General features: G+C 73.2%; 26 protein-coding genes and 2 tRNA genes. 7 read left to right on the top strand and 21 right to left on the bottom strand.

Annotation, left to right across the window (positions count from 1 at the left end):
• Positions 1–97: 97 nt before the first annotated feature.
• Positions 98–1,225, bottom strand: a complete 1,128-nt coding sequence (locus E4623_RS14935) for a D-alanine--D-alanine ligase family protein (protein ID WP_134767341.1) — start codon at positions 1,223–1,225, stop codon at positions 98–100.
• Between the two features lie 23 nt (positions 1,226–1,248).
• Here E4623_RS14935 and E4623_RS14930 point away from each other — a divergent pair, with 23 nt between their 5' ends.
• Positions 1,249–2,355, top strand: a complete 1,107-nt coding sequence (locus E4623_RS14930; protein WP_167736654.1) for a PLP-dependent aspartate aminotransferase family protein — start codon at positions 1,249–1,251, stop codon at positions 2,353–2,355.
• 149 nt (positions 2,356–2,504) lie between these two features.
• Here the strand turns inward: E4623_RS14930 and E4623_RS14925 are convergent, their stop codons facing one another.
• Complete coding sequence (locus E4623_RS14925; RefSeq protein ID WP_134767340.1) at positions 2,505–3,521, bottom strand: NAD(P)H-dependent glycerol-3-phosphate dehydrogenase; 1,017 nt, start codon at positions 3,519–3,521, stop codon at positions 2,505–2,507.
• On the bottom strand, positions 3,518–4,297 hold the full coding sequence (locus E4623_RS14920; protein ID WP_245155090.1) for a lysophospholipid acyltransferase family protein: 780 nt from the start codon (positions 4,295–4,297) through the stop codon (positions 3,518–3,520). The genes E4623_RS14925 and E4623_RS14920 overlap by 4 nt, the downstream gene beginning before the upstream one ends.
• Positions 4,298–4,358: 61 nt before the next feature.
• On the opposite strand from E4623_RS14920, the gene cofC reads away from it, so the two are divergent.
• Positions 4,359–5,015, top strand: coding sequence for a 2-phospho-L-lactate guanylyltransferase (gene cofC, locus E4623_RS14915; protein WP_245155089.1), 657 nt, complete (start codon positions 4,359–4,361; stop codon positions 5,013–5,015).
• Positions 5,016–5,078: 63 nt separating this feature from the next.
• Here cofC and E4623_RS23445 read toward each other — a convergent pair whose 3' ends face one another.
• From E4623_RS23445 to leuC, 3 genes are all read right to left on the bottom strand, one after another.
• Positions 5,079–5,840 (bottom strand): HU family DNA-binding protein, encoded by a 762-nt coding sequence (locus E4623_RS23445; protein ID WP_134767337.1) that lies wholly within the window; start codon positions 5,838–5,840, stop codon positions 5,079–5,081.
• Positions 5,841–6,168: 328 nt separating this feature from the next.
• The gene (gene leuD / locus E4623_RS14905) at positions 6,169–6,768 is read right to left on the bottom strand and encodes a 3-isopropylmalate dehydratase small subunit (protein WP_134767336.1); all 600 of its coding nucleotides are present in this window, start codon (positions 6,766–6,768) and stop codon (positions 6,169–6,171) included.
• A gap of 3 nt (positions 6,769–6,771) precedes the next feature.
• Positions 6,772–8,208 (bottom strand): 3-isopropylmalate dehydratase large subunit, encoded by a 1,437-nt coding sequence (leuC, locus tag E4623_RS14900; protein WP_134767335.1) that lies wholly within the window; start codon positions 8,206–8,208, stop codon positions 6,772–6,774.
• A gap of 108 nt (positions 8,209–8,316) precedes the next feature.
• Between leuC and E4623_RS14895 the strand changes: the two genes are divergently transcribed.
• Positions 8,317–9,039: an IclR family transcriptional regulator gene (locus tag E4623_RS14895; RefSeq protein ID WP_091021586.1), complete on the top strand. Its 723-nt coding sequence runs from the start codon at positions 8,317–8,319 to the stop codon at positions 9,037–9,039.
• Positions 9,040–9,179: 140 nt separating this feature from the next.
• Here the strand turns inward: E4623_RS14895 and E4623_RS14890 are convergent, their stop codons facing one another.
• Complete coding sequence (locus E4623_RS14890) at positions 9,180–9,668, bottom strand: methylated-DNA--[protein]-cysteine S-methyltransferase (RefSeq protein ID WP_134767334.1); 489 nt, start codon at positions 9,666–9,668, stop codon at positions 9,180–9,182.
• A 1-nt stretch (position 9,669) separates the two neighbouring features.
• The gene (locus tag E4623_RS14885) at positions 9,670–11,208 is read right to left on the bottom strand and encodes a DNA-3-methyladenine glycosylase 2 (protein ID WP_134767333.1); all 1,539 of its coding nucleotides are present in this window, start codon (positions 11,206–11,208) and stop codon (positions 9,670–9,672) included.
• A gap of 193 nt (positions 11,209–11,401) precedes the next feature.
• Between E4623_RS14885 and E4623_RS14880 the strand changes: the two genes are divergently transcribed.
• Entirely contained in the window at positions 11,402–12,622 is a 1,221-nt protein-coding gene (locus tag E4623_RS14880; RefSeq protein WP_134767332.1) for an LCP family protein, read from the top strand.
• A 79-nt stretch (positions 12,623–12,701) separates the two neighbouring features.
• Here the strand turns inward: E4623_RS14880 and E4623_RS14875 are convergent.
• From E4623_RS14875 to E4623_RS14855, 5 genes are all read right to left on the bottom strand, one after another.
• Positions 12,702–12,774, bottom strand: a tRNA-Glu gene (locus tag E4623_RS14875).
• A gap of 90 nt (positions 12,775–12,864) precedes the next feature.
• Positions 12,865–12,936: transfer RNA gene (locus E4623_RS14870), tRNA-Gln, on the bottom strand.
• A gap of 55 nt (positions 12,937–12,991) precedes the next feature.
• Positions 12,992–13,981 (bottom strand): CPBP family intramembrane glutamic endopeptidase, encoded by a 990-nt coding sequence (locus E4623_RS14865; RefSeq protein WP_134767331.1) that lies wholly within the window; start codon positions 13,979–13,981, stop codon positions 12,992–12,994.
• Positions 13,982–14,004: 23 nt separating this feature from the next.
• Positions 14,005–15,456, bottom strand: coding sequence for a glutamate--tRNA ligase (gltX, locus tag E4623_RS14860; protein WP_134767714.1), 1,452 nt, complete (start codon positions 15,454–15,456; stop codon positions 14,005–14,007).
• A 35-nt stretch (positions 15,457–15,491) separates the two neighbouring features.
• A complete protein-coding gene (locus tag E4623_RS14855; RefSeq protein WP_134767330.1) occupies positions 15,492–16,301 on the bottom strand; it encodes a fumarylacetoacetate hydrolase family protein in 810 nt (269 codons plus the stop codon).
• Positions 16,302–16,710: 409 nt separating this feature from the next.
• Between E4623_RS14855 and E4623_RS14850 the strand changes: the two genes are divergently transcribed.
• Positions 16,711–17,613, top strand: coding sequence for a 3-methyladenine DNA glycosylase (locus E4623_RS14850; protein WP_134767329.1), 903 nt, complete (start codon positions 16,711–16,713; stop codon positions 17,611–17,613).
• A 162-nt stretch (positions 17,614–17,775) separates the two neighbouring features.
• Complete coding sequence (locus tag E4623_RS14845) at positions 17,776–18,084, top strand: hypothetical protein (protein ID WP_134767328.1); 309 nt, start codon at positions 17,776–17,778, stop codon at positions 18,082–18,084.
• Between the two features lie 21 nt (positions 18,085–18,105).
• Here the strand turns inward: E4623_RS14845 and E4623_RS14840 are convergent, their stop codons facing one another.
• The 3 genes from E4623_RS14840 to E4623_RS14830 are packed head-to-tail and all read right to left on the bottom strand — an operon-like array spanning position 18,106 to position 20,664.
• Positions 18,106–18,642 (bottom strand): GNAT family N-acetyltransferase, encoded by a 537-nt coding sequence (locus E4623_RS14840; RefSeq protein WP_245155088.1) that lies wholly within the window; start codon positions 18,640–18,642, stop codon positions 18,106–18,108.
• 2 nt (positions 18,643–18,644) lie between these two features.
• The gene (locus E4623_RS14835) at positions 18,645–20,072 is read right to left on the bottom strand and encodes an amidase (RefSeq protein ID WP_134767327.1); all 1,428 of its coding nucleotides are present in this window, start codon (positions 20,070–20,072) and stop codon (positions 18,645–18,647) included.
• 31 nt (positions 20,073–20,103) lie between these two features.
• A complete protein-coding gene (locus tag E4623_RS14830) occupies positions 20,104–20,664 on the bottom strand; it encodes an NAD(P)H-dependent oxidoreductase (protein WP_134767326.1) in 561 nt (186 codons plus the stop codon).
• A gap of 93 nt (positions 20,665–20,757) precedes the next feature.
• On the opposite strand from E4623_RS14830, the gene E4623_RS14825 reads away from it, so the two are divergent.
• Positions 20,758–21,354 carry a TetR/AcrR family transcriptional regulator gene (locus E4623_RS14825; protein ID WP_134767325.1) on the top strand — a complete coding sequence of 199 codons (597 nt, stop codon included), beginning with the start codon at positions 20,758–20,760 and terminating at the stop codon, positions 21,352–21,354.
• 23 nt (positions 21,355–21,377) lie between these two features.
• Here the strand turns inward: E4623_RS14825 and cimA are convergent, their stop codons facing one another.
• From cimA to E4623_RS14800, 5 genes are all read right to left on the bottom strand, one after another.
• Positions 21,378–22,973, bottom strand: a complete 1,596-nt coding sequence (gene cimA / locus E4623_RS14820) for a citramalate synthase (protein ID WP_134767324.1) — start codon at positions 22,971–22,973, stop codon at positions 21,378–21,380.
• 215 nt (positions 22,974–23,188) lie between these two features.
• A complete protein-coding gene (locus tag E4623_RS14815; RefSeq protein WP_245155087.1) occupies positions 23,189–23,887 on the bottom strand; it encodes a response regulator transcription factor in 699 nt (232 codons plus the stop codon).
• The gene (locus E4623_RS14810; RefSeq protein ID WP_134767323.1) at positions 23,884–24,954 is read right to left on the bottom strand and encodes a histidine kinase; all 1,071 of its coding nucleotides are present in this window, start codon (positions 24,952–24,954) and stop codon (positions 23,884–23,886) included. The genes E4623_RS14815 and E4623_RS14810 overlap by 4 nt, the downstream gene beginning before the upstream one ends.
• A 27-nt stretch (positions 24,955–24,981) precedes the next feature.
• Positions 24,982–25,818: an ABC transporter permease gene (locus E4623_RS14805; RefSeq protein ID WP_134767322.1), complete on the bottom strand. Its 837-nt coding sequence runs from the start codon at positions 25,816–25,818 to the stop codon at positions 24,982–24,984.
• Positions 25,818–26,777: an ABC transporter ATP-binding protein gene (locus E4623_RS14800; protein WP_134767321.1), complete on the bottom strand. Its 960-nt coding sequence runs from the start codon at positions 26,775–26,777 to the stop codon at positions 25,818–25,820. The genes E4623_RS14805 and E4623_RS14800 overlap by 1 nt, the downstream gene beginning before the upstream one ends.
• Positions 26,778–26,901: the final 124 nt, after the last annotated feature.

Raw genomic sequence — 26,901 nt, 5'->3', positions numbered from 1 at the left:
CTTTGGGCTGACCCGTCACCTATAGGTGACGGGTCAGCGCAGGCCGGTGTCAGCGCAGGCCGGTGTCAGCGCAGGCCTGGGTCAGCACAGGCCTGGGTCAGCGCAGGCCGGTGTCGCGCTGGAGGGCCAGTGCGATCAGGCGGTCGACGAGCGCCGGGTAGTCGAGGCCGGAGGCGGCCCACATCTTCGGGTACATCGAGAGCGGGGTGAAGCCCGGCATCGTGTTGAGCTCGTTGACCACCAGGGAGCCGTCGGGCATGACGAAGAAGTCGACGCGGGCCAGTCCCTCGCAGCCGACGGCCTCGAAGGCGCGCACGGAGAGCGCGCGCATCCGCTCCTCGACGCCGTCGGGCAGGACCGCGGGGATGTCGACCGAGGTCGCCTCCTCGGGGACGTACTTGGCCTCGAAGTCGTAGAACTCGTGGGCGCCGGTGACCCTCAGCTCGGCGGGCGAGCTGGTCTCCGGGACGCCGTCGAGCGCCTGCAGGACGCCGCACTCCACCTCGCGCGCGCCCTCGGCGGCGACCTCGACGAGCACCTTCGGGTCGTGCTCGAACGCCGTCGCGAGCGCGCCGTCGAGCTCGGCGGCGTCGTGCGCCTTCGAGATGCCGATGCTCGAGCCGCCGCGGGCGGGCTTGACGAAGAGCGGGTAGCCCAGCTCGTCGGCCCGCCGGCGGACGGCGTCCGGGTCGGCGGCCCACGAGCGGGTCGTCACGGTCAGGCTGGGCATCACCGGCAGCCCCGCGTCGGCGAGCACGACCTTCATGAAGGCCTTGTCCATGCTGACCGCGGAGGCCAGGACGCCGGCGCCGACGTAGCGCACGCCGGACATCTCGAGCATCCCCTGGATCGTGCCGTCCTCGCCCCAGGGCCCGTGCAGCACGGGGAACACGACGTCGACCTCGCCCAGGGTCTCGGGCGGGCGGGCGGCGTCGGTGACGACGAGGTCGGTGCCGCCCTGGTTGTCGCCGGTGCCGTGCGCGAGGGTCACCGCGGCGCGGCGGCCGTCGACGCTCGGCAGCGTGCCGGCGCCGAGGCTGAGGCGGGCGGGGTCGCCGGACTCCAGCACCCAGCGGCCGTCGCGGGCGATGCCGATCGGGACGACGTCGTACTGCTCGCGGTCGATGGCCGCGAGCACGCTCCCGGCCGACACGCACGAGATGGCGTGCTCGCTCGAGCGACCGCCGAAGACGACGGCGACACGGGGCTTCCGTCTGCCAGTCACGCCGCCGACCCTATCCTCGAACCATGCCCGACCAGCGCGACGTGCCCGGCCCGAACCCACCCCGGATGAGTCCCGCGACGCTCGCGGTCACGACCGGCCGCCCCCCGCACGAGCCCGACCAGCCGCTCAACGTGCCGATCACCCTGGCCTCCACCTACGTCGCCGGCGGCGACATCGACTACGGCCGCTACGGCAACCCGACGTGGTCGGCGTTCGAGGACACCCTCGGAGCGCTGGAGGGCGGGCACTGCCTGGCGTTCTCCTCCGGCATGGCGGCGGTGACCACCGTCCTCGACCTCGTCGGCCAGGGCGCGAAGGTGGTGCTGCCGAAGCACGCCTACCAGGGCAGCCTGATGGCGGTCGCCGACCTGGAGGCCCGCGGGCGGCTGGTGAGCCGCCTCGTCGACATCACCGACACCGCCGCGGTCGTCGCCGAGTGCCAGGACGCCGCGCTGGTGTGGATCGAGTCGCCGACCAACCCCGCCCTGGAGCTGGCCGACATCGAGACGATCGCGGCCGCCGCCCACGAGGCCGGCGCCTACGTCGTGGTCGACAACACCTTCGCGACGCCCCTGCTCCAGCGGCCGATCCCGCTCGGCGCCGACATCGTCGTCCACTCGGCCACCAAGTACCTCGCCGGGCACAGCGACGCCCTCATCGGCGCCCTCGTCACCGCCGACGACGAGCTCCACCAGGTGCTCAAGGGACGGCGCGGTCTCGCCGGCTCCACGCCCGGCACCATGGAGGCCTGGCTCGCCGTCCGAGGGATGCGCACGCTGCACCTGCGCGTCGAGCGCGCCCAGGCCAACGCGCAGGCCCTGGTGGCCCGGCTGCAGGAGCACCCGGCCGTCGCGGAGGTGCGCTACCCCGGCTTCGGCGGCATCGTCGCGATCGTCCTCGCCGAGGGCGAGCTCGCCGCCGACCTGCTGGTGCGCAAGACCAGGATCTGGGTGCACGCGACGTCCCTCGGCGGCGTCGAGTCGACGTTCGAACGGCGTCGCCGCTGGCGCACCGAGTCCCCCACCATCCCGGTCGCGCTGGTGCGGATGTCGGTCGGCATCGAGGACGTCGAGGACCTCTGGTCCGACCTCGAGACCGCGCTCGACACCCTCACCGCCGGTCCCCGCTGACCGCCACCGGTCCTCCGGCACCGGCTCGCCGGGGCCGAGCCACCGCTGGTCGAGCCGGCGAGCGCCAGCGAGCCGAGTCGAGACCACCGGCCCCCCCGGCGCCGGTTCGCCGGGGCGGCTCGGCCTGGGTCAGCCGGTGATGTCGTTCCTCACCCTGCTTCGGACTTGATCCCGCGGGCCAGGATGGCGTCCATCATCTCGGGCGCAGTCATCCGGCCGGCGACGACGTCGTCGACGTACGTCGCCACGGGGGCGTCGCACTCGGAGCGCTCGGCGAGGGCACGCAGCGAGGCGCACGACTTGGCGCCCTCGGCGACCTGCCGGGTGGAGGCGTAGATCTCGTCGGAGGTCATGCCCTGGCCCAGCTTCTCGCCGAACGTGCGGTTGCGCGAGAGCGGCGAGGAGCACGTGGCGACGAGGTCGCCGAGGCCGGCCAGGCCCATCAGCGTCAACGGGTTCGCGCCGAGCTTCATCGCGAGGCGGGCGGTCTCGGCGAGGCCCCGGGTGATGAGGGAGGCGGTGGTGTTGTCGCCGAAGCCGAGCCCGACCGCCATGCCGACGGCGAGGCCGACGACGTTCTTGTAGGCGCCGCCGAGCTCGCAGCCGAGGACGTCGTCGCTGGAGTAGGGGCGGAACGCCGGGGAGTGCACCCGGGTCTGGAGCATCTTCGCGACCGACTCGTCAGCGCACGCCACGACGGACGCGGCCGGCTCGCGGCGCGCGATCTCCTTGGCCAGGTTGGGACCGGAGATGACGGCGATCCGCTCCGGACCGGCGCCGGTGACCTGGGCGATCACCTCGCTCATCCGGTTGAGGGTGCCGAGCTCGACGCCCTTCATCAGCGACACCAGCACGGCGTCCGGCTCGATGAACGGCGCCCACTCGGTGAGGTTGCCGCGCAGGGTCTGCGACGGCGTCGCCAGGATCACGACGTCAGCCCCGCTGAGGGCCCTCTCGACGTCGTGGGTCGCGCTCACCGGCGGCGGCAGCTGGATCCCGGGCAGGTAGTCGGTGTTCTCGCGCTGCTCGTTGATGGTCGAGGCGACCTCCTCGCGGCGAGCCCAGATCGCGACGTCGTTGCCGCCGTCGGCCAGCACGATCGAGAACGCCGTGCCCCACGAGCCGGCGCCCAGCACCGCGACCTTCGGGTTCGCTGCCCCACTCATCCGGACTCCTTCTCGTTCGACTTCCTGGGTCTCGCGTGCGGGTTGCCGATCTCCGAGACGCCCGCCTTGCGCGGGTCGAACCGCTCGGCGGGGGCCTTCTCGTGGCGCAACGCCTCGACGATCCCGGTGATCGCGGCCATGATCCGGCCGGTCGCCTCGTCGAGGACGGCGGCGTCGCGCGGGCGGTCGACGAGGTCGGAGAGGTCGACGGGGTCGCCGACGACGATGTGGATCGGCTTGCGCGGGAACAGGTCGGGCTTCCTCGCGTACGGCGCCAGCAGCGCCTGCGCGCCCCACTGACCGACCGGGATGACCGGGCACCCGGTCTCGAGGGCGATCCGCGCGGCGCCGGACTTGCCCTTCATCGGCCACAGGTCGGGATCGCGGGTGATCGTGCCCTCGGGGTAGACCACGATGCACTCCCCCGCACGCACGGCTGCGACGGCGGCGTCGTAGGCGCCGACGGCGGTGACGCTGGCCCGTTCCACCGGGATCTGCCCGGCGGCGCGCATGAAGTAGCCGAGCACCCGGCCCTTGAACAGCCCGGACTTCGCAAGGTACCGCGGCAACCGGCCGTGGTCGTAGCAGAAGTGCGCCGCGGTGAGCGGGTCGACGTGGGACACGTGGTTCATCACGACCACGCAGCCCCCGGTGGCCGGGATCTTGGTGCCGCCGACCCAGCGCGGCTTGGTGGTGAGGAGGAACAGCGGCTTGAGGATCATCGCCCCGACGATGAACGCCCACCCCCGGGGCTCCTGGAACTCGCGGACTCTCACAGTGACGCAGGCTACTCGGCCAGGACACCCGAGCCGCGCAACCACCTGGTTGGATCGAGCGGTGGACGCACGCATCGCCGACGACGGCGCCTTCGTCGTCGTGCTGCCGGTCAAGCCGCCGGCCCGCGGGAAGTCGCGGCTGCAGCGCGGGCTCTCCGACCAGGGCCGCCGCGACCTCGCCGAGGCGTTCGCGCTCGACACCGCGGCCGCGTGCCTGGCCAGCGGGCGGGTGCGCGCGGTCCTCGCCGTCACCGACGACGCCGCGTTCGCCTCCCGCCTCGCCGCACTGGGGTGCCGCGCGATCCCGGACGGCGACGGCTCCGGCCTGAACGCCGCCCTGCGCCAGGCCGCCGCCGAGGCCGCCCGGCGCTGGCCGGACTCCCAGCCGGTCGCGCTGCTGGCCGACCTGCCGGCGCTGCGCCCGAGCGACCTGGACGCCGCGCTCGACGCGCTGGTGCCGGGCGGGCCGTCGTACGTCGCGGACGCCGACGGCACGGGCACGGTGCTCTACACGGCGCCGTACGACCAGTTCGACCCGGCGTTCGGCGCCGGCTCGGCGCACGCGCACCAGGTCGGCGGCGCCCTCGCGGTGCGCGGCGACCTGGCGTCGTTGCGGCGCGACGTCGACGACGTCGAGGACCTCGTCACGGCCCTGGCCATCGGCGTCGGCCCGGAGACGCTGCGGCGGGTCGCCGAGCTCGACCTGCCCTCGGCCTGAGCGGGCTCCCGGACGACGACGGGCCGCCCTCCGGGAGGAGGACGGCCCGTCGGGTGCGGCAGGTCAGGACTTCTTGGCCGCCGCCTTCTTCGTGGTGGCCTTCTTCGCCGGCGCCTTCTTGGCCGCCGTCTTGCTGGCCGTCGTCTTGCTGGCCGTCGACTTGCTGGCCGTCGACTTGCTGGCCGTCGACTTGCTGGCGGCGGCCTTGGCCGGCGCCTTCTTGGCCGCGGTCGACTTCGTCGCCGCGCTCTTGGCCGGTGCCTTCTTGGTGGCGGCCGACGTCGTCGCCGTGCTCGTGGCCGACGCCTTCTTGGCCGGCGCCTTCTTGGCCGCGGTCGACTTGTTCGCGGTCGACTTGCTCGCGGTCGCCTTGCTCGCGGTCGACTTGCTCGCGGTCGACTTCGCGGCGGTCCTGGTCGGCGTCGCCTTCTTGGTCGCAGGCGCCTTCTTCGCAGCAGACGTCGCCACCGAGGTCGCCGCCGACGCCGCCTTCCGGGCCGGCGCGGTCGCCTTCTTCGCCGCCGGAGCGGCGAGCTTCGGGAGCTTGGTGGCGCCGGAGACGACGTCCTTCAGGTTCGCGCCGGCGGTGAACTTCGGCACCGACTTCTTCTTCGCCTTGATCCGGTCACCGGTCTGCGGGTTGCGGACCCAGCGCGCGGCCCGCACCCGCTTCTCGAACGACCCGAAGCCGGTGATCGCGACCTTCTCCCCCTTGGCCACCTCGCGGGTGATGGTGTCGAGCACGGAGTCCAGGGCGTGCGCCGCCTGCTTCCGGTTCCCCTCGTAACGCGCGGCCAGCGCGTCGATGAGCTGTGTCTTGTTCACTGTCTTCCCTTCCAGAGAACAGATGCCGCCGGACAGACGCCCGACATTCCTCCTGCACGCTAGGCACTTGTGTGCCGCGTCACAATCGCCACGCCGCAACCCGTCGGCCCAATTTCTGCGTGGTTGAGCGGGTAACGCGTCACGCGCGACCGACCGGGTGGGCGCAGCAACCCGCTCGGAGGACGTCAGACCCGCTCAACCGCGGGGCTCTCGGCCTATTGGGGGTGCCGGGCCGCGGGCCCGAGAGCTGCGCGGCCGGACCGCCGTACGCGTGGCGGTCCGGGTTCGAGCTCGGTCGGTCGGAGGAGGACGGCCGGCAGGTGCCGGCTCAGAGCGTCGCGGGCTTGAAGCGCGGACGCTCGGCCTCGAAGGCGGAGATCACGTCGGCGTGGCCGAGGGTGATGCCGATGTCGTCGAGTCCCTCGAGCAGCCGCCACCGGGTGTAGTCGTCGATGTCGAAGGAGTCCTCGATCGCGTCGACGCCCTCGCCGGCACGCACGGTGCGGGTCTCGAGGTCGACGGTGATCTCGGCACCGGGCTGGTCGGCGAGCAGGTCCCACAGCCGCTGGACGACCTTCTCGTCGACCTGCGCGGCGAGCAGGCCAGCCTTGCCGGAGTTGCTACGGAAGATGTCGGCGAAGCGTGGCGAGATCACGGCCCTGAAGCCGTAGTTCTGCAGCGCCCACACGGCGTGCTCGCGGGAGGAGCCGGTGCCGAAGTCGGGGCCGGCGACGAGCACGGAGCCCGCGGCGTACACGGGGTTGTTGAGGACGAACGTCGGGTCGTTGCGCCACGCCGAGAACAGCCCGTCCTCGAAGCCGTCACGGGTGACGCGCTTGAGGTAGACGGCCGGGATGATCTGGTCGGTGTCGACGTTGCTGCGGCGCAGCGGGACGCCGACGCCGGTGTGGCTGGTGAACTTCTCCATGGCTCAGGCTCCTGCCGTGACGGGGGTGTCGGTCGACAGCGGCTCGAGGTCGGCCGGCGACGACAGGGTGCCGCGGACGGCGGTGGCCGCCGCGACCGGGATCGAGACCAGGTGGGTGCGGCCGCCCTTGCCCTGGCGCCCCTCGAAGTTGCGGTTGGACGTCGACGCGCTGCGCTCCCCCGGCTCGAGGGTGTCAGGGTTCATGCCCAGGCACATCGAGCAGCCCGCGCCGCGCCACTCCGCTCCCGCCTCCTTGAAGACCACGTCGAGGCCCTCGTCCTGCGCCTGCAGCCGCACCCGGACCGAGCCGGGGACCACGAGGAGGCGGGTCTGGGGGTCGACCTTGCGGCCCTTGATGATCTCGGCGGCGAGGCGGAGGTCCTCGATCCGGCCGTTGGTGCAGGAGCCGACGAAGACGGTGTCGACGCGGACCTCGCGCATCGGGGTGCCGGCGGTCAGGCCCATGTACTCCAGCGCCTTCTCGGCGGCGACCTGGTCCTGCGCGTCGTCGAAGTCGGCCGGGTCCGGCACGCTCGCGCCGAGCGGCACGCCCTGGCCGGGGTTGGTGCCCCAGGTGACGAACGGCGTCATCTCGGAGGCGTCGAGCACGATCTCCTTGTCGAAGACCGCGTCGTCGTCGGTGACGAGCGACGTCCAGTGCGCGACGGCGGCGTCCCAGTCGGCACCCCGGGGTGCCTCGGGGCGGCCCTCGATGTAGTCGAACGTCGTCTGGTCGGGCGCGATCATCCCCGCCTTGGCGCCCCACTCGATGCTCATGTTGCAGACCGTCATCCGGCCCTCCATGGAGAGTGCCTCGATGGCCGGGCCGCGGTACTCGACGATGTAGCCCTGGCCGCCACCGGTGCCGGTGTGCGCGATCAGGGTCAGCACGAGGTCCTTGGCGGTGACGCCGGCCGGCAGGGTGCCGTTGACGGTCACCGCCATCGTCTTCGGCTTCGCCTGCATCAGGGTCTGGGTGGCGAGCACGTGCTCGACCTCGGAGGTGCCGATGCCGAACGCGATCGCCCCGAACGCGCCGTGGGTGCTGGTGTGGCTGTCGCCGCAGACGATCGTCATGCCTGGCTGGGTCAGTCCGAGCTGCGGGCCGACGACGTGCACGATGCCCTGGTCGAGGTCGCCGAGCGGGTGCAGCCGGACGCCGAACTCCTCGGCGTTGCGGCGCAGCGTCTCGACCTGCGTGCGCGAGACCGGGTCGGCGATCGGCTTGTCCCAGTCGATCGTCGGGACGTTGTGGTCCTCGGTGGCCAGGGTGAGGTCCGGACGGCGGACCTGGCGGCCCGCGAGGCGGAGCCCGTCGAAGGCCTGGGGACTGGTCACCTCGTGGATGAGGTGGAGGTCGATGTAGAGGAGGTCCGGCTCCCCGGGGGTCGCCCGGACGACGTGCTCGTCCCACACCTTCTCCGACAGGGTCCTACCCATGTGTCCTGCTCCTTCGTCCCGAACGGTCGCGCCTACGCTGGATGCTGCTGCGACTACTGGTCGAGCGTAAGCCTTGCGTCCCATCTTGTGAGACGGTAATCTTGCCATATGGACAACTCCAGCGGCGTGGGCGTGCTCGACAAGGCGGCCCTCGTGCTCACCGCACTCGAGTCGGGACCGGCGACCCTGGCGGGACTGGTGGCCGGCACCGGCCTGGCCCGCCCCACCGCGCACCGGCTCGCCGTCGCACTCGAGCACCACCGGCTGGTGGCCCGCGACATGCAGGGTCGCTTCGTGCTCGGCCCCCGCCTCGCCGAGCTCTCCGCCGCCGCCGGCGAGGACCGCCTGCTCGCCACGGCCGGCCCCGTGCTGGCGCGGCTGCGCGACATCACCGGCGAGTCCGCCCAGCTCTGGCGCCGTCAGGGTGAGCACCGCGTGTGCGTCGCCGCCGCGGAGCGTCCCTCCGGCCTGCGCGACACGATCCCGGTCGGCTCGCAGCTCACGATGCGCGCCGGCTCGGCCGCCCAGGTGCTGCTCGCCTGGGAGGACCCCGAGCGGATGCACCGCGGTTTGCAGAACGCCGCCTTCTCGGCCGCCGCGCTCTCCGGCATCCGCCGCCGCGGCTGGGCCCAGTCGGTCGGCGAGCGCGAGCAGGGCGTCGCCTCGGTCTCGGCGCCGGTCCGCTCCCCCGGCGGCAAGATCATCGCCGCCGTCTCGGTCTCCGGCCCGCTCGAGCGCCTCTCCCGCCAGCCCGGGCGGATGCACGCCCCCGCCGTCCTCGCCGCCGCCGAGCGGCTCTCGGAGTCCTTGCGCCGCGCTGCTGCCGAGTAGCCCCGTCCGGGATTTCCCCGGTCGACCGGGGAAGTCTGAACTTGTCGGCCAATGCATCGGCCCCCCAGTTCAGGTATCCCCGGTCGACCGGGGAAACCTGAACTGGGCGGCCAAAACCCCAGGAACGGCGGAGGGGCCGCTCAGAAGAGCGCGTCCTGCTCCAGGCCCAGCAGCAGCTGCTTGCGCTCGAGGCCGCCGGCGTAGCCGGTGAGGGTCCCGTTGGCGCCGATGACGCGGTGGCACGGGATCACGATCGGGATCGGGTTGCTGCCGTTGGCCAGGCCGACGGCGCGGGAGGCGGCGTTGGTGCGGCCGATCCGGTGCGCCACCTCGCCGTACGACGCGGTCTCGCCGTAGCCGATCCCGCACAGCGCGTCCCAGACCAGCTGCTGGAAGGCCGAGCCGCCGGGCGCGAGCGGGAGGTCGAACTCCTTGAGGTCGCGGGCGAAGTACGCCGCCAGCTGCCGGGCGCACTCGAGGAGCACCGGGTGGTCGTCGGAGCGGACGCCGCGCGGCTGCCCGTTGGCGGCGGCGACCTCGCGCAGCGGCGAGAACTCGATCGCGGTGATGGCACCGGCGTGCTCGACGAGGCGCAGCTCGCCGATCGGTGAGTCGATGACGGTCCACATGTCAGTTCTCCATCTGGTCGTTCGGCGGGTCGGTCGGCGGGTCGCCCGGCGCGGCGACCGGCGTCGGCGGCATGAGCGTGTTCCACAGGTGCATCAGCGCGTAGGAGCGCCAGGGCCGCCAGTCGTCGGCACGGGCGATCACCTCGGCCGGGTCGAGGCCCAGGCCGCGCAGCGCGTTGCGCACGCCGATGTCGGTGGGCAGGAAGACGTCGGGGTGCGCCAGGGCGCGCATGGCGACGTAGTCGGCGGTCCAGGGCCCGATGCCGCTCAGCCCCAGCATCGACTCCCGGACGACGGCGCGGTCGGTGCCCCGGTCGAGGACGACGTCGCCCGCCTCCAGCGCCGCCGCCAGGCCGACGAGCGCCCGCCCACGGGCCCGCGGCATCGGCAGGGTCTCGGGGTCGACGCCGGCGAGCTCGGCCGCGGTCGGGAACAGGTGGGTCAGCCCGGGCAGCGTCGTCTCGACCCGGTCGAGGCGACGTCCGTGCTCGGCCACCACCCGACCGGTGACGGTGCGCGCACCGGTGACGCTGACCTGCTGACCGATCACCGTGCGCACGGCGGTCTCGTCGCCGTCGACCTGACCGGGCAGGCGCAGGCCGGGCGTCCGACGCACGAGCGGGCCGATGACGGGGTCGCCGGCGAAGTGGTCGGCGACGGCGGTCGGGTCGCAGTCGGCGTCGACGAGGCGCCGGGCCCGCTCGACGGCGGCGGCGGTGTCGCGCAGGTCGGCCAGCTCGAAGCGGGCCTCGACGAACGCCGTCTGGCCCGGCTCGAGCGCGTCGGCCATGGCCAGGCGCACCGTGCCCGGACCGTGCGGCAGGTCGAGCGTGCGGGCGTACCAGCCGTCGCCGGCGACCTCGACGCCCGGCACCAGGTGGTAGGCGAGGAAGTCGAGCAGCGCGCGACCCGCGAACGGCGTCCGCACCGCGAGCCGCATCGTCACCGCGCCCGGCGTACGACGCCCGCCGCGCCGCCCGCGCAGGTCGGTCGGGTTGGCGGCGTAGACCTCGCGCACCGTCTCGTTGAACTGCCGCACGCTCGAGAACCCGGCGGCGAAGGCGATGTCGGCGTAGCCCAGGTCGGTCGTCTCGATGAGCACCCGGGCGGTCTGCGCCCGCCGGGCGCGCGCCAGGGCCAGCGGCCCCGCCCCGAGCTCGGCGGTGAGCACCCGGGTCAGGTGGCGCGGGGTGTAGCCGATCCGGCCGGCCAGCCCCTCGACGCCCTCGCGGTCGACGACGCCGTCGGAGATCAGCCGCATCGCGCGGCCCGCGACGTCGGCGGCGACGTCCCAGTCGGGACTGCCCGGGGTGGCGTCGGGAAGGCAGCGCTTGCAGGCCCGGTAGCCACCGGTCTGCGCCGACGCCGGGCTCGCGTGGAACGAGACGTTCGCGAACGCCGGCGTCCGGGCCGGGCACGAGGGGCGGCAATAGATCCCCGTGGTGCGGACGGCGACGTAGAAGACGCCGTCGAAGCGCCGGTCGCGGGACTTCACGGCGCGGTAGCAGGTCTCGGGGTCGAGACGGACGTGGGCGCTCATGGCATCCATCATCATCCCCCACCGGTGGGGGTTCTGGCGGGAATCGGACAGCGGGGTGGACGGCTCCGCCGGGCTAGTCCCGGACGAGAGGCCCCTCTTGGAACGATCACAGGCAACACTTTCGTCCGGGACTACCCCAGGGGCCGACACCGAGCACAGGATTGCGTCACCAGGTCGGTGAGAGGATGCGCACGTGAACGAGGAGAGCAACGGCGCCCCGCAGGCCGACGTGAGCCAGCCGGGGAGCCGCAAGGTCGAGAAGGCCCGCAAGCCGCACCGGCGCGCCGTCTGGTCGACCATCGTCGCGACCCAGCTGGTCGTCGCGCTCGCCACCGCGGGCAGCGTGTTCCTCGTCCACCAGAACCTCAACGACAACATCGCCGACGGCGTCGACGTCGAGCACCAGGTCGAGAAGGTGCTGCCGGACGGCGTCGAGAAGGGCGACCCGGAGCCGCTCAACATCCTGGTCCTCGGCTCCGACCTCCGCGCGGGCGCCGGCAACGGCATCGACAACGAGAACGCCGACGGCTCCCAGCGCGCCGACACCACGATCCTGCTGCACGTCGCCCAGGACCGGAAGAGCGCCTACGGCGTCAGCCTGCCGCGCGACGCGATCATCGACCGTCCCGACTGCAAGGTCGACGGCAAGACGGTGCCCGGCGCGGACGGCGTCCGGTTCAACACCGCGTTCTCCGAGGGCGGGCCGACCTGCGCGGTGCAGACCGTCGAGGCCCTCACCAAGATCCACGTCGACCACTTCATCTCCCTCGACTTCAACGGCTTCAAGGAGATGGTCGACGCCGTCGGCGGCGTCGAGGTGTGCATCCCCAAGGACGTCGACGACGACGAGCACAACATCCACTTCGACGCCGGCACCCAGGTCCTCGACGGCCAGCAGTCGCTGAACTACGTGCGCGAGCGCTCGGTGCTGTCGGTGAACGCCGACATCGGCCGGATGAAGCGGCAGCAGGCCTTCATCGCCTCGATGATCAGCACGGTCAGCTCGGCCGGCACCCTCACCCAGCCGCAGAAGGTCATCGACTTCCTCGGCGCGTTCACCTCCTCGATCGAGGTCGACAGCGGACTCGACAAGCTCGGCAAGCTCGTCGACCTCGCGATGGAGGTGCGGGGCACCGACCTCGACAAGATCAAGTTCATCACGGTGCCGATCGAGCCCGACCCCGACAACCCCACGGTCACCCTGGTCTGGGGCCCCGGCGCCGACGACCTCTGGGAGCGCATCCGTCAGGACCAGAAGCTCGGCAAGGACTTCAGCGCCGGCAGCATCGGCGCCGACGACGACCCGTCGGGCGACAACGGCGGCGACGGCGGCAACGGCGGCACGCCCGGGTCCGGCTCCGACGACGAGTCCGCCGAGAGCGCCGAGCGGGTCGCCGCCGGGCTCTGCGCCTGAGGTCGCGACCAGGACGGTCGTCGGGACCGGGTGGGAGATGAACGAAGCCCGGTCCTGGTGGACCGGGCTTCGTGCTGTGTACCCCCGACCGGATTCGAACCGGCGCTAACGCCGTGAGAGGGCGCCGTGCTAGGCCGCTACACAACGGGGGCATGTCCCGCACCATTGCTGGTGGCGACCGGTGGAACCTTACAGATCCGCCTGCCGGAGGGACAAATCGGGGCCCGGAGGACCCGATCTCGCTGGGATACTAGGACTCGAACCTAGAACGACTGGACCAGAACCAGCTGTGTTGCCAATTACACCATATCCCACTGCTTTACTAGCGTTCGGCTCCCCTGGACGAGGTCCGGAGGCCGAGTAGAAACCTTACACGCGGGCTCCGGGACGGGCCAACTCGGCCAACCTCTCGCGGCCGACGCGCGTCTGCACGCCCATCCGGCGGGCTACCCAGATCGAGAGCCCGACGAAGATGACGGACTTCAGGACGGTGAGGGCGACGTCCCACCAGCTGCCGCCCTCCGGGGTCAGCACGGTCGTCATGTCGCCGACGGCGAGCGTGATGCCGAAGGCGAGGAGGTTGTTGACGACGTGGTAGGCGATGCCGGCCTCGAGGCCGCCGGTCGCGATGACCAGGATCCCGGCGGAGATGCCGAACGCGAGGCGGTCGACGAAGACGGGGAAGTCCTGGGTGCCGTGCGCGAGGGCGAACAGCACGGCCGGTGCCAGGACGGCGACCGAGCGCGAGACCCAGCGGTCGGCGAAGAGGCCGCCGAAGGCCTGCGTGAGGTAGCCGCGGAAGACGTACTCCTCCGCGATCGCCTGCAGCGGGGTCAGCAGCACGATCACCAGCAGGAAGTCCCGGCTGGTCGCGGTGAAGTCGTTGAGCTCGCCCGAGACCGTGCCGGTGTCCCCGCTGGCGGGCAGCAGCGAGCCGAGCACGATCGTCAGGACCAGGGCGAACAGCGACACCCCGAACGACGCCGCCAGCCACCCCCAGCGCACCCGCGGGCGCACGGAGGTCAGCCACCGCGGCGCGAGGCCCTGGAAGGCCCGGACGCACAGCCAGGTGCCGGGGATGGCCAGCACGATGACGAGGTTGACGAAGAGCAGCACGCCCGGGGTCACCGGGTCGGTGTCGGCCAGCCGTGCCACCTTGTCGGTCACCGCGTCGGCGGACGTGCCCGTGGCGGCGAACCAGACCGTGAAGGCCGAGACGACGACGATCACGTTCACGACGAGGAACAGCACGGCGACCGCCAGCGCGCCGAGCAGCGACCACGCCGCGACCGGCTGGCGCCCGGCCCGGTAGAGCTGGTGGTACTCCAGCCCGTCCCGCTCGGGGGGCGCGGTGCTCACGCCCGGCACGTCGGCGGCCGCCGTCACGCCAGCGCGCTGTCGAGACGGGACAGGCTGCGCTCCCGTCCGAGGAGCTCCATGGACTCGAAGAGAGGCGGGGAGACCCGGCGTCCGGTGACCGCGACGCGGACCGGACCGAAGGCCACCCGCGGCTTCAGCCCCCGCTCCTCGACCAGCGCGGTCTGCAGCGCCGTCTGGATGGTCTCGGTCGACCAGACGGGCAGGTCCGCGACGGCGTCGCGGGAGGCGCGGACGATGTCGCGCCCGGCCCCGTCGTCACCGTCGAGCAGCTTGGCGACGTCGGCCTCGTCGCGGGTGAACGAGTCCTCGTCGGCGAAGAGGAAGCCGAGCATGTCGACGGCCTCGGTCAGCTTGTTGATCCGCTCGCCGACCAGCGGCATCGCCTGCTCGAGCAGCTGTGCGTCGGCATCGGTGACGGGATCGCCCACCACGCCGGCGTCCTTGAGGAAGGGCAGCGCCCGGTGGGTGATGTCGTCGAGCGCCAGCCGCCGCATGTGCGCGGTGTTGATGGCGTCGCACTTCTTCAGGTCGAAGCGGGCCGGGTTGCCGTTCACGTCGCCGATCTCGAACGCCTCGACCATCTCTTCGAGCGTGAACACGTCGCGGTCGGCGGCGATCGCCCAGCCCAGCAGCGCCATGTAGTTGAGCAGTCCCTCGGGCAGGTAGCCCTGGTCGCGGTAGGCCAGCGCGTTGGCCTCGGGGTCGCGCTTGGAGAGCTTCTTGTTGCCCTGGCCCATGACGTAGGGCAGGTGACCGAACGCCGGCGCACCGGTGCCGATCCCGACGTCGGCGAGGGCGGCGTACAGCGGGATCTGGCGGGGCGTGCTCGAGAGGAGGTCCTCGCCGCGCAGGACGTGGGTGATCTCCATCAGCGCGTCGTCGACCGGGTTCACCAGCGTGTAGAGCGGCTCGCCGTTGGCCCGGGCGAGCGCGTAGTCGGTGACGTTGTCGGAGTGGAACGAGATCGTCCCCCGCACCAGGTCGTCGAAGGCGATGTCGCCGTCGGGCATCTTGAACCGGACGACGGCGCCGCGGCCCTCGGCCTCGAAGGCGGCGACCTGCTCGGCGCTCAGGTCGCGGCAGAACCGGTCGTAGCCCTGCACCTTCGAGCCGCTGGCCCTCCGGCGCGCGTCGACCTCGTCGGTGGTGCAGAAGCAGCGGTAGGTGTGGCCGGCCGCGGCGAGCCGGGCCAGCGCGTCGGCGTACAGGTCGCCGCGCTCGGACTGGCGGTAGGGCGCGTGCGGGCCCCCGACGTCCGGGCCCTCGTCCCAGTGCAGGCCGAGCCAGCCGAACAGGTCGAACAGGGCGTCGTAGGACTCCTGGGTGTTGCGCGCGGTGTCGGTGTCCTCGATGCGGAGCACGAACGTGCCGCCGTGGTGGCGCGCGAAGGCCCAGTTGTAGAGGCAGGTCCGCACCAGGCCGACGTGCGGGCTGCCGGTGGGGCTCGGCGCCATGCGGACGCGGACGGGGCGGGTGCTCGCGGTGTCGTTCAACGGAGGGCGATCCTGTTCGTGAGGGAACCGAGACCGGCGATCGAGACCTCGACCTCGTCACCGACCTGCATCGGGCCGACACCCTCGGGGGTGCCGGTGAGGATGACGTCGCCGGGCAGCAGCGTCATCACGCTGGAGACGTGGGCGACCAGGGCCGGCACGTCGAAGACCATGTCGGCCGTCGACCCGTCCTGGACGACGTCCCCGTTGAGGAAGGTCTGCACCCGGACGCCGTCCTGGAAGTGCTGCGGGTCGAGGTCGGTCTCGATCCACGGGCCGAGCGGGCAGAACGAGTCGAAGCCCTTGGCGCGGGTGAACTGGCCGTCCTTGCGCTGCAGGTCGCGGGCGGTGACGTCGTTGGCGATGGTGTAGCCGTGGATCACGTCGGTGGCCTGCTCGACCGGGACGTCGCGGCAGATCCGTCCGATCACGACGGCGAGCTCGCCCTCGTACTGGAGGTCCTGGGTCTGCGGTGGGTAGAAAACCGGGTCGCCGGGGCCGACGACGCTGGTGTTCGGCTTGAGGAACATCATCGGCTCGCTGGGGACGTCGTTGCCGAGCTCGGCCGCGTGGGCGGCGTAGTTGCGGCCGATGCCCACGACCTTGCTGCGCGGCAGCACCGGTGCCAGCAGCCGCACGTCGGCCAGCCTGAACTCCTGGTCGAGCAGCTTGACCCCGACGTAGAGCGGGTCGCCGGCCAGCGCCACGACGACGGCGTCCTCCTCGGGTTGGCCGAACTGGTCGACCTCACCCGTCACGACTCCGTACATCGGCTCTTCGCCTGTGGTGAACCTCGCGATACGCACGAGGTCGAGCCTATCGACCGGCCGCGTGCCCGTCCTGCCGGGACTCGTGCCGGCGCCCCCCGCTGGTCGAGTCGACTCGACTTCCGCTGGTCGAACCGACTCGGCTTCCGCTGGTCGAACCGACTCGGCTTCCGCTGGTCGAGCCGGAGAGCGCCAGCGAGCCGAGTCGAGACCACCGAGCCGGACACGGATCCCGCTGGTCGAGCCAGCGAGCCGACTCGGATCCCGTTGGTCGAGCCGGCGAGCGCCAGCGAGCCGAGTCGAGACCACCGAGCCGGACTCGGGAGGTTCGCATGGACGTCGCGGGGTTCCGCCGGCGCTCGCCCGCGCTCGCCGGCGCTCGCGTGCTCAACCTCCGGCAACGCTCACGTGCAGGACCTCCGGCGGAGGCTCCGTAGGATGGCCCGTCGTGGAGGTGCTGGCGCAGGAGACGTGGGAGGCACGCGCGGCGGCGCACGCCGCGCGGGTCGACGCACTCGTCGGCCCCCACCTGGAGCGCCGTGACGCCCGGGCCAAGCACCCGGTGCACGACTTCCTGTTCACCTACTACTCCCACCGCCCGGCCCAACTGCGCCGCTGGCACCCCGGCGCCGAGGTCGTGCTGGCCGGTGGCGCGGCGGCGTACGGCGGGCTCCGCGGGTACGCGGTCGCCGAGGGCGCCCCGGACGACGCGGCGGTCGACCCCGCCCACGTCGAGTCCCAGCGTCCCCTCGTCGAGGCACTGCACCGGCTCCTGGTTGCGACCGCCGCCCGGCCGGCCCACCTCGGCTGCTTCGGGCTGCACGAGTGGGCGATGGTCTACCGCCAGGGCGACGACGAGACCCGGCACGCCGACTGGCCGTTGCGACTCGGAGGCGACGGCACCGACGCGGTCGTGGAGTCGCACCGCATCGCGTGCTCGCACTTCGACGCGTTCCGGTTCTTCACCGACCCGGCCCGCCCGCTCAACACCCTCTCCCCCACCGCCGGCGACCGGACCGCCTTCGAGCAGCCGGCCTGCCTGCACGCCGGCATGGACCTCTACAAGCACGCCTTCCGGCTCTCGCCGCTGGTGTCGTCGGACCTGGTCGTCGACGCCTTCGAGCTCGCCTGGGACATCCGAGTGCTCGACATGCGCGCGGCGCCGTACGACTTCACCGGCATCGCGATGGACCACACCGGCGAGCCCTGGGCGCCGGTCCGGATCGAGACGGCCGGCGGCAAGCAGGAGTACGCCGAGGCGCAGCGACGCTTCGCCGAGCGGGGCGCGCCGATCCGTCAGGCGCTCGTCGACGCGGGCGAGCGGCTGCTCGCGGGTTCCCCCGCCCGCTGACGCACCTGATTGGCTCGGCTCCCCCCTGACGCCGGTCGGCCTGAAACCAACGCCTCCCGCATTGCCTCCGTGTGCGGCCACCGGAGTCGGCCGTCAGGCGATGCCGCCCGAGCGGGGGTGGGGCCGGCCGGGCGGCCCGGTCCGCTTGTTAGGTTCGGCGCCATGACCGACCCACGGGAGGCCCGTCGCGCCGGCGAGCTTTACGTCGCCGCCATCGAGAGCTCGCGCGGCGGCGTGGTGCGCCGGGTGGCCACCGCTGCCGGCGACCTGTTCACCGCCGCGTTCGGCGGGGCCACCGAGACGTCGAGCGTGGGTGACGTCGTCGTCCGACGCATCGACGACGACGCCGAGGTGGTCCGCGTCGCCGCCGGCCCGAGCGAGGAGGCGGCCCTGACGATCCAGACCGTGCGCGAGCAGCTCGAGCACCTCTCGATCGACGACTTCCACGCCACCTGGGGCGTCGAGGACTGATCCCCGTCGTCGGTCGAGCGGCTACCAGACGTCGCCGTCGCGCCAGTCGCAGGTGATCGGGGCGTCGAGGTCGAGCAGGCCGCCGGCCGGCCCGCCGAGCACGTGGATCGAGCCGTCGCGGTCCGGGGTCGGCTCGATGCCGGACGGCGCCAGCACCGAGGTCGGTCCCCGCCAGGGCTGCCAACCGCGGGACGCGTAGAGCGGGAACCCCTCGGTCGAGGAGCTCAGGGCCAGGAGGTCGTGGCCCGGCGCCAGGGCCTCGAGCTCGGCCATCACCCGGTCACCGAGGCCCTCGCGCTTGCGGTCGGGGGCGACGGCCACCGACGCGACGTAGCCGCAACGCAGCGAGCGACCCTCCACCAGGAGGCGGCGCTGGACCACCGCGCCGTGCGCGACCACCTGGCCGTCACGTGCGTCGGCGTCGCGGACGACGACGTGCAGCCCGCCGAGCGTGTGCGCCCAGTCGAGGTCGGTGAAGTTGTCGAAGGCGGCGTCCATCAGGTCCCGGATCGCGGCGAGGTCGGCCGGGGCGAGGTGGGCGGTGGGGACCACCGACACGCTCACCACCGCGGCGGCCTCCGGCCGTGCCAGGGGGCGGCGGCCTCGACCTGGGCCGCCAGCGCGAGCAGGACGTGCTCCTCGGCGGGCCGGGCCGCGAGCATCACGCCCACCGGCAGCGGCAGCGGGTCCTCGGTCCAGTGCAGGGGCAGCGAGATCGCCGGCATGCCGGTGACGTTCCACGCCGACGTCCAGGGGGTGAAGGCCTTCTGGTTCTCGAAGTCGCGGGCCGGGTCGGCGTCGTCGCGGATCGCGCCGACGGGCAGCGGGGGTTGCGCGACGGTGGGGGTGAGCACGGCGTCGTACGGCGCGAGGGCGGCCAGCGCCTGCGCGGCGTAGCGCCGCATCGCGCCGATCGCGAGGCCGAAGTCGGGCGCGCTCACCGCGCGTCCTCGCTCGGTCAGCCACCGCGTGAGCGGCCGCAGCAGCGGCTCGTCCTCGGGCGGGACGACCGACAGCGCGGTGAGCACCGCCCAGCAGGTCTCGAAGGTCGACACCGACTCGGGCGGCAGCGGCACCGGCACGTCGACGACGTCGTGTCCGAGGCTCTCGAGGAGCCGGGAGGCGTCCTCGTAGGCGGCCAGCACCTCGCTGTGGACGGAGTCGGCGGACATGTCGGTGATGACTGGTGTGCTGAATTTCGCGACCCGGAGCCGTCCCGGGTCGCGGTCGCAGGAGGCCAGGAAGCTCTCGGGAGGAGGTGGCGCCCACGACGGATCACCGACCCGGTGACCGGCCATGACGTCGAGCAGCGCAGCGGCATCCCGCACGGTGCGCGCGATGGAGCCGGCAGTCGCCAGTCCTACTGGATCCCCGTACGCGGGGAAACCGCTGATCCGACCGCGCGACGGCTTGAGACCGACGAGCCCGCAGCAGGAGGCCGGGATCCGGATGGAGCCACCACCGTCCGAGCCCTGCGCCACCGGCACCAGGCCCGCCGCGACCGCCGCCGCCGCGCCGCCGGAGCTGCCGCCGGCCATCCGGGTGCGGTCCCACGGCGTGACGGCCGCCGGGGCGTCGTCCGGCTCGGTGTAGCAGGGCGAGCCGAGCTCGGGGGTGCTCGTCTTGCCGAGGCTTGGCAGCCCGGCCCCCTCCAGCGAGAGGGTGACGTGGTCGGAGACCTCGGGCACGAAGTCGGCGAACGCGCGCGAGCCGAACCGGGTGGGCACGCCCGCGGTGAGGTTCAGGTCCTTGATCGCGGTCGGGACGCCGCGCAGCGGGTCACCCGCGCCGTCCTCGGCCGCGGGTCGATCGTCGGCAGCGCGCGCCTGCTCGCGAGCCCGTCCGGGGGTGAGCGTGACGAACGCGCCGACGTCGTCGAGACGGGCGGCGCGTTCGAGGTAGTGCTCGGTGAGCTCGAGCGACGAGACCTCGCCGCGACGGACGAGGGCTCCCTGCTCGAGGGCGGTCAGGTCATGGAGCTCGGCCACGCCCCGACCGTAGTGCGTGGTCGGGGACCGGTCAGGCCGCGGCGGGCTCGAAGGCGAGCAGCGCGTTGACGACGCCGTGGAAGCGCTCGATCGCGTCGACGTCGGTGAGCGGGTCGATCTCGAGCACCGACTGCGAGACGACCGCACCGTCGACGACGGCCGCGCCGGCGATCCGGGCGGAGCGCTGGGCGTCCTCGTGGGCCCACTTGCCACCGAACGGCGTCGGGGTGGTGCCGAGCACGCCGAAGGGCTTGGCGACGATCGCGCCGGCGCCGTACGGGCGGGAGAGCCAGTCGATGGCGTTGTTGAGCACGGCCGGCATGGTGCCGTTGTACTCGGGGGTGATCGCGAGCAGGGCGTCGGCGCCGGCGACGCGCTCGCGCAGGGCGACGGCCGCGGCCGGGGTGGCCTCGGCGTCGAGGGTCTCCTCGTAGAAAGGCAGGTCGGCCAGGCCGTCGACGATGTCGATGACGACGCCGTCGGGCGCCTGGTCGCGCAGCAGCTCGGCGACCTTGCGGTTGAGGGAGTCGGCGCGCAGGCTGCCCACGAGGACGGCGACGCGGCGGGCGGTGGGGGCGGAGTTGATCGTCATGACGAGCCAAACGGACCGTGGTCCGCTTTTCTTCCCGTCGGGCCGAGGCAATTCTCGCGACGCCGTCCGCGACCCGCTCGCTAGGCTCGCGCCATGGAGGGGATGCGGCTGCTGCCGATGGCGGGCGAGGCACCCGCCGAGCGGTCCGACGCCGCCCGCAACCGCGAGGCGCTGCTGGCCGCGGCAGCCGAGCTCATCGCGCTGGGCTGTGTCGAGCACGTCACCATGGACGCCGTCGCACAGCGGGCCGGCGTCGGCAAGGGGACGGTCTTCCGCCGCTTCGAGAGCCGCGAGGGCCTGATGGCGGCCCTGCTGGACCGTTCCGAGTCGGCGTGGCAGGGGCGCATCCTCTCGGGCCCGCCCCCGCTCGGCCCGGGTGCGCCACCGCGCGAACGGCTGCACGCCTTCGGCCACTCCCGCCTCGAGGTGACCCTGCTGCACGCCGACCTCATCCGGGCGGCCGGGCACGCGGGCGCCCGCGCCTACGCGGCGGTGTCGTTCACCGCGATGCACGTGCGCTACCTGCTGGGCGAGCTCGGCGTCCACGGCGACCTCGGCTACCTCGCCACCGCGTTGCTCGCACCCCTGGAGGTCCCGATCCTCGAGCAGCAGGTGCACCTCGAGCACCGCTCGCTCGAGCAGCTCCGCACCGGGTGGGACGACCTGGTGAGCCGCGTCGTCGGCTGCTGAGCCGGCCGAGGTGGTCGCCGCCCTCAGGCCGGGTGGTGGTGCCTCAGCCCGTAGGTCAGCCCGTCGAGCAGCGCCTCCCACGAGGCCTCGATGACGTTGTGGCCGACGCCGACGGTGACCCACGACGACGCGCCGTCGGTGGTCTCGATGAGCACCCGGGTGATCGCGTCGGTGCCGTGGCCCTGGTCGAGGATGCGCACCTTGTAGTCGATCAGCTCGAACTTGGCGACCTCGGGGAAGGCCTGGCCGATGGCGGCGCGCAGGGCGAAGTCGAGGGCGTTGACGGGGCCGTTGCCCTCGCCGGTGACGACGTAGCGCACCCCCTCGGCGGTCAGCTTGACGGTCGCCTCCGAGACGGCCTCCTCGGTGTCGCCCCGGTGGTTCAGCGTCTCGGTGATGACCCGCCACGACTCGACCTCGACGTAGGCCGGACGACGTCCCTCGACCTCCTCGACGAGCAGCAGCTCGAACGAGGCGTCGGCGGCCTCGAAGGTGTAGCCGCGCTGCTCCATCGCCTTGACCCGGTCGGTGACGCGGGCGACGACGTCGCGATCGCCCGAGAGGTCGAACCCGAGCTCGCGGCCCTTCAGCTCGATCGAGGCGCGGCCGGCCATGTCGGAGACGAGCAGCCGCATGTCGTTGCCGACGCCGACCGGGTCCATGTGCTGGTAGAGGTTCGGGTCGACCTTGATCGCGCTGGCGTGCAGCCCGGCCTTGTGGGCGAACGCCGAGGTGCCGACGTAGGGCTGGCGCGAGGCCGGCGCGAAGTTGGTGACGTCGGCGACGGCGTGGGCGATCCGGGTCGACTCGCGCAGCGCGCCCTCGGGCAGCACCGGACGGCCGAGCTTGAGCTCGATGTTGGCGACGGTGGTGACCAGGTCGGCGTTGCCGGTGCGCTCGCCGTAGCCGTTGAGGCAGCCCTGCACGTGGGTCGCGCCGGCCTCGACCGCGGCCAGGCTGTTGGCGACGGCGCAGCCGGTGTCGTTGTGGGCGTGGATGCCCACCCGCGCTCCCGTCGCGGCGATGACCTCGGCGACGGTCTCGCCCACCCACGGCGGCAGCATGCCGCCGTTCGTGTCGCACAGCGCGACGACGTCGGCGCCGGCCTCGGCGGCCACGCGCACGACCTCGAGGGCGTAGTCGCGGTTGCGCCGGAAGCCGTCGAAGAAGTGCTCGGCGTCCAGGAAGACCTGCTGCCCCTCGGCCCGCAGGTGGCTGACGGTGTCGCGCACCATCTCCAGGTTCTCCGCCAGCGTCGTGCGCAGGGCGAGCTCGACGTGCCGGTCGTGCGACTTCGCGACCAGGGTGACCACGCCGGCACCGCTGTCGCGCAGCGCGGCGACCTGCGGGTCGTCGGCGGCGCGGACGCCGGCCTTGCGGGTCGCACCGAACGCCGCCAGCCGCGCGTGGCGCAGGTCCAGCTCGGCCGCGGCCCGGCGGAAGAACTCGGTGTCCTTCGGGTTCGCGCCCGGCCACCCGCCCTCGATGTAGCCGACGCCGAGCTCGTCGATCAGCCGCGAGATCGTCAGCTTGTCGGCGACGGAGAGGTTCAACCCCTCCTGCTGCGCGCCGTCGCGCAGGGTGGTGTCGTAGACGTGGAACGCGCCGTGCAGGTCCATCGGTCAGCTCTCGGTTCGGTCGATCGGGTGGTGCGTCGGTCGGGTCGGGGACCGGGTCGGGGCAACAAAAAAACCTCCCGTGGAACGAGAGGTTCGCGCACCGAGCGGGGCCCGGTGCGCTAGCGAATGATGATCACGCCGTGCTGCACGTCACTCATCGTGCCACGCGGGCCGTCGGACCGACACCCGTTCCACGATCCGGGACCACCCGCGGGCTACGACGGTCCGCGCCGCGCCACGGGTGAGACCAGCCCGTGGTCGAAGGCGAAGACGACCGCGGCGGCCCGGTCGCGCAGCCCGAGCTTGGCGAACACGTGGCCCACGTGGGTCTTCACCGTGCCCTCCCCCAGCACCAGCTCCGCCGCGATCTCGCCGTTGCTGAGCCCGGAACCGATCAGGGCGAGCACCTGCCGCTCCCGGGCGGTGAGGACGTCGGCGGCCGCGGACGGTCCGGTCGCGGCCGCGGGTCCGCCGTCGCGGTAGGCCGACAGGACGCGGCGGGTGACGCCCGGGTCGAGCCAGGCGTCCCCGGCGGCGACCGCTCGGACCGCGCGCTGCAGGTCGTCGGCGGGCACGCCCTTGAGCAGGAAGCCGTCGGCGCCCGCGCGCAGCGCACCGGCGAGCGTCTCCTCGTCCTCGAACGTCGTCAGCACCAGCACCGGCGGTGCCTCGTCGAGCGCCCCGAGCCGCCGGGTCGCCTCGACGCCGTCGATGCCCGGCATCCGCACGTCCATCACGACGACGTCGGGCCGCAGCTCGGTCACGGCGGCGACGACGCCGGCCCCGTCACCGAGCTCGCCCACGACGTCGAAGCCGTGCGAGGCGCGCAGGATGCCGCGCAGCCCGGCCCGGATCAGCTCCTGGTCGTCGACCAGGAGCACCCGGACCGGGGGCGGCGTCACGGGACCGGTCACGCGGGCAGCACCGCCTCGACCCGCCAGCCGCCGTCGTGCGGGCCAGCCGTGAGCTCGCCGCCCAGGGCGACCGCCCGCTGCCGCATGCCGTCGAGCCCGGTGCCGTCGGCGGTGGCGACACCGGCCGGCGCGCGGCTGTCGACCACGACCCGGCAGCGGCCGGCCACGAGCTCGAGACGCGCGGTCACCGGAGCACCTGGGGCGTGGCGGACGACGTTCGTCAGCGCCTCCTGCAGGATCCGGTAGAGGGTGAGCCCCTCGGTGGCCGTCAGGTGCGACGGGTCGCCGGTCACCGACCAGTCGACGTCGGCGCCGGCGCGGACGAACGACGCGACGAGCTCGTCGAGCTGGTCGGCGCCCGGAAGCGGCCCGGCAGCGCCGGCGTCCTTCATCAACCCGACCACGCTGCGCACCTCGGCCAGGCTCTGCCGCGCCAGCCGCTCGGCCTCGGCGAGCGAGGCCGCCGCCTCGGCGGGGTCCTCCTCGAGCGCGAGCCGGGCGCTGGTGACGTGGAGCAGCGAGACGGTGAGTGCATGACCGATGACGTCGTGCAGCTCGTGGGCGATCCGGTTGCGCTCCTCCGCGGCCGCCCGCTCGGCCAGCCCCGCCTGCGCCGCGCGGAGCTCGGCGAGCAGCACCCGCTGACGGCTGGCCATCTGGCAGGCCAGCGCCGTGAACAGGACCCCGGCGCACCAGGTGCCCCACCCCGGCTCGGGCTCGACGAGCCCCTGCACGACGAAGCCGACCAGGGCGACCGCCGTGAACACCGCCGTCGGGGCGGGTCCCGACGTGAGCGCCACCCAGCCCACGACGACGCAGATCGCGAACCAGCCCAGGTTCGCCGAGAGCCCGGCAGCCAGCACGTAGACCAGGCCGACCACGGGGAGGAAGGCGACGACGGCCGCCCACTCGGTGAGCCACACGCGCGCGACGACCACGCAGATCCCCACAGCCGTGACGGAGACCGCCACCGCGAGGACCACCGGCCGGTCGGTCAGCAGCACACCCGCCGCGAGGAGCAGCGCGACGGCGACCGGGCCGCTCCACCGTGCCCACCGCTCGACCATGGGATCCAGTGTCACAGCCACCGCCGGTCAGAGCGCGGTGCGGCGCGCGGCGAGCGCCGTCGTCACCACCGCGAGCAGCCCCACCACGACCAGGCCGCCGGTGCCGCCGTCCAGCCCGAGCCACGGCTCGCGGACGGCGTCGGTGACCACCTTGAGGGGCAGCGCGTCGGAGATCGACGCCAGGGTCGGCGACATCACCGCCGGCGGCGGTCCACCGACCCCGAGCAGGAAGGAGGGGAAGAACAGGAGCATCCCGACCGCCTGGGCGGCTCGGGCCGAGGGCAGCACCGACCCGAGCAGCACGCCGAGCGACACGAACGCGACCGCGCCGAGGAGCACGCCGAGCACGACGCGGACCGGGTCGTCGACCGCCGGGACGCCGTACACCGGGGCCGCAACGGCCAGCAGGACGACGCCCGCGACCGACACCGCCGTCAGGCCGAGCACCAGCTCGGCCAGCGCGAACGACCAGCGCGGGAAGCCGGCGGCGGCGAAGCGGCGCAGCACCCCCCGCTCCCGGTAGGACGCGATGTGCACCGGCAGCATGATCAGCCCGGTCGCGCCGATGACGACGGAGAAGTACGACGCGACGTACCAGTGCGCCGGGTTGACCGGGAAGGCGTCGTCGGGCGTCGTGCCGAACGAGCCGCCGATGATGAGCATCGAGATCACCGGGAAGACGAACACGAACGTCAGGGTCAGCGGGTCGCGACGCAGCAGGCGCAGCTCGGCGGCGACCAGGCGGCGGGTCGCCGAGGGGTGCCGGCGCGGTCGGCCCGGTCGGCCCGGTCGGCTCGTGGGGTTCGCGGGGCTCGTGGGGCTCGTGGTGGCGCCGGCGGGCTCGGCGAGGGGGGTGGCAGTCATCAGGCGGCGTCCTCGGTCGTGGTGGTGGGGGTGTCGAGCAGGGCGAGGAGGGCGCCCTCGAGGTCGGGCGAGGTGACCGACAGGTCGTCGGGGACGTCGCCCCGCGCGACCAGCCAGGCACCCACGTGGGCGATCGCGCTGCGCCGTCCGTGGACGGCGACCCGGTCGCCGCGCCGCTCGACGTCGAGGACCCCGGGCAGCGCGCGGAGCGCGACGAGGTCGTGCGCGGGCCGGCCGGCCGGCAGCCCGAACCGGACGACGACCGGTCCGCCGTGGCGGGTGACGAGCTCCTCCGGCGTACCGCTGTCGAGGACGCGGCCCGCCTGCATCACCACGACGCGGTCGCACAGCGCCTCGGCCTCCTCGAGCTCGTGGGTGACCAGCAGGACCGTGGTGCCGTCGGCGCGCAGCTGCTGCACCGAGCGCCACACCTCGCGGCGCGCCGCGGGGTCGAGACCCTGGGTGAGCTCGTCGAGGATCACCAGGCGCGGCCGGTTCAGCAGGGCGAGCACGAGGAAGAGCCGCTGCCGCTCCCCGCCGCTCATCGTGGCGAAGTGGAGGCGCCGACGGTGCGCCAGCCCGAACCGCTCGAGCAGCTCCTCGGCGTCCCCGGCGTCGGGACCGGCGAAGAGCCGGACCGCCTCCTCCACCCGCAGCCGGTCGGGCAGCCCGGAGTCCTGCAGCTGGCTGCCGATGAGCGGGCGCAGCCGCTCGGCGTCGCGCGCCGGGTCGAACCCAAGGACCCGGACGGCGCCGGCGTCCGCCCGCCGGAGGCCCTGGAGGCACTCGACCGTGGTGGTCTTGCCGGCGCCGTTCGCGCCGATCAGGCCGACGACCTCGCCGGCGTCGACCCGGAGGTCGAGGTCGTCGACGACCACGCGGCCGTCGTAGCTCTTGCGGAGTCCGGTGACGCTGATGACCGGCGGCGCGGCCGGGCTGGGGAGCGGGGAGGTGTCCATGTCCCCAGGTTGCTCGCTCCGGCGCCCGCCCACATCGGCCCACGGGCAGAACCGTCCCTCCCCCTGCGGGCAGAGGCCGACCCGTCACCTATCACTGACGGGTCGGCCTCGGATCTGCGCTGAC

The sequence above is a fragment of the Nocardioides sp. 1609 genome, from assembly GCF_004522105.1.
Classification (GTDB): domain Bacteria; phylum Actinomycetota; class Actinomycetes; order Propionibacteriales; family Nocardioidaceae; genus Nocardioides.
The sequence above is the reverse complement of the archived record's forward strand: the minus strand, read 5'-3'. Positions and strand labels throughout refer to the sequence as shown.

What these genes read in the sequence shown, in the direction of transcription:
- E4623_RS14930 (WP_167736654.1), top strand. Translation starts at nt 1,249, where the DNA reads ATGCCCGACCAGCGCGACGTGCCCGGCCCGAACCCACCCCGGATGAGT.
- E4623_RS14925 (WP_134767340.1), bottom strand. Translation starts at nt 3,521, where the DNA reads ATGAGTGGGGCAGCGAACCCGAAGGTCGCGGTGCTGGGCGCCGGCTCG.
- leuD (WP_134767336.1), bottom strand. Translation starts at nt 6,768, where the DNA reads ATGGAGAAGTTCACCAGCCACACCGGCGTCGGCGTCCCGCTGCGCCGC.
- leuC (WP_134767335.1), bottom strand. Translation starts at nt 8,208, where the DNA reads ATGGGTAGGACCCTGTCGGAGAAGGTGTGGGACGAGCACGTCGTCCGG.
- E4623_RS14895 (WP_091021586.1), top strand. Translation starts at nt 8,317, where the DNA reads ATGGACAACTCCAGCGGCGTGGGCGTGCTCGACAAGGCGGCCCTCGTG.
- E4623_RS14890 (WP_134767334.1), bottom strand. Translation starts at nt 9,668, where the DNA reads ATGTGGACCGTCATCGACTCACCGATCGGCGAGCTGCGCCTCGTCGAG.
- E4623_RS14885 (WP_134767333.1), bottom strand. Translation starts at nt 11,208, where the DNA reads ATGAGCGCCCACGTCCGTCTCGACCCCGAGACCTGCTACCGCGCCGTG.
- gltX (WP_134767714.1), bottom strand. Translation starts at nt 15,456, where the DNA reads ATGGCGCCGAGCCCCACCGGCAGCCCGCACGTCGGCCTGGTGCGGACC.
- E4623_RS14845 (WP_134767328.1), top strand. Translation starts at nt 17,776, where the DNA reads ATGACCGACCCACGGGAGGCCCGTCGCGCCGGCGAGCTTTACGTCGCC.
- E4623_RS14830 (WP_134767326.1), bottom strand. Translation starts at nt 20,664, where the DNA reads ATGACGATCAACTCCGCCCCCACCGCCCGCCGCGTCGCCGTCCTCGTG.
- E4623_RS14825 (WP_134767325.1), top strand. Translation starts at nt 20,758, where the DNA reads ATGGAGGGGATGCGGCTGCTGCCGATGGCGGGCGAGGCACCCGCCGAG.
- cimA (WP_134767324.1), bottom strand. Translation starts at nt 22,973, where the DNA reads ATGGACCTGCACGGCGCGTTCCACGTCTACGACACCACCCTGCGCGAC.
- E4623_RS14810 (WP_134767323.1), bottom strand. Translation starts at nt 24,954, where the DNA reads ATGGTCGAGCGGTGGGCACGGTGGAGCGGCCCGGTCGCCGTCGCGCTG.
- E4623_RS14805 (WP_134767322.1), bottom strand. Translation starts at nt 25,818, where the DNA reads ATGACTGCCACCCCCCTCGCCGAGCCCGCCGGCGCCACCACGAGCCCC.
- E4623_RS14800 (WP_134767321.1), bottom strand. Translation starts at nt 26,777, where the DNA reads ATGGACACCTCCCCGCTCCCCAGCCCGGCCGCGCCGCCGGTCATCAGC.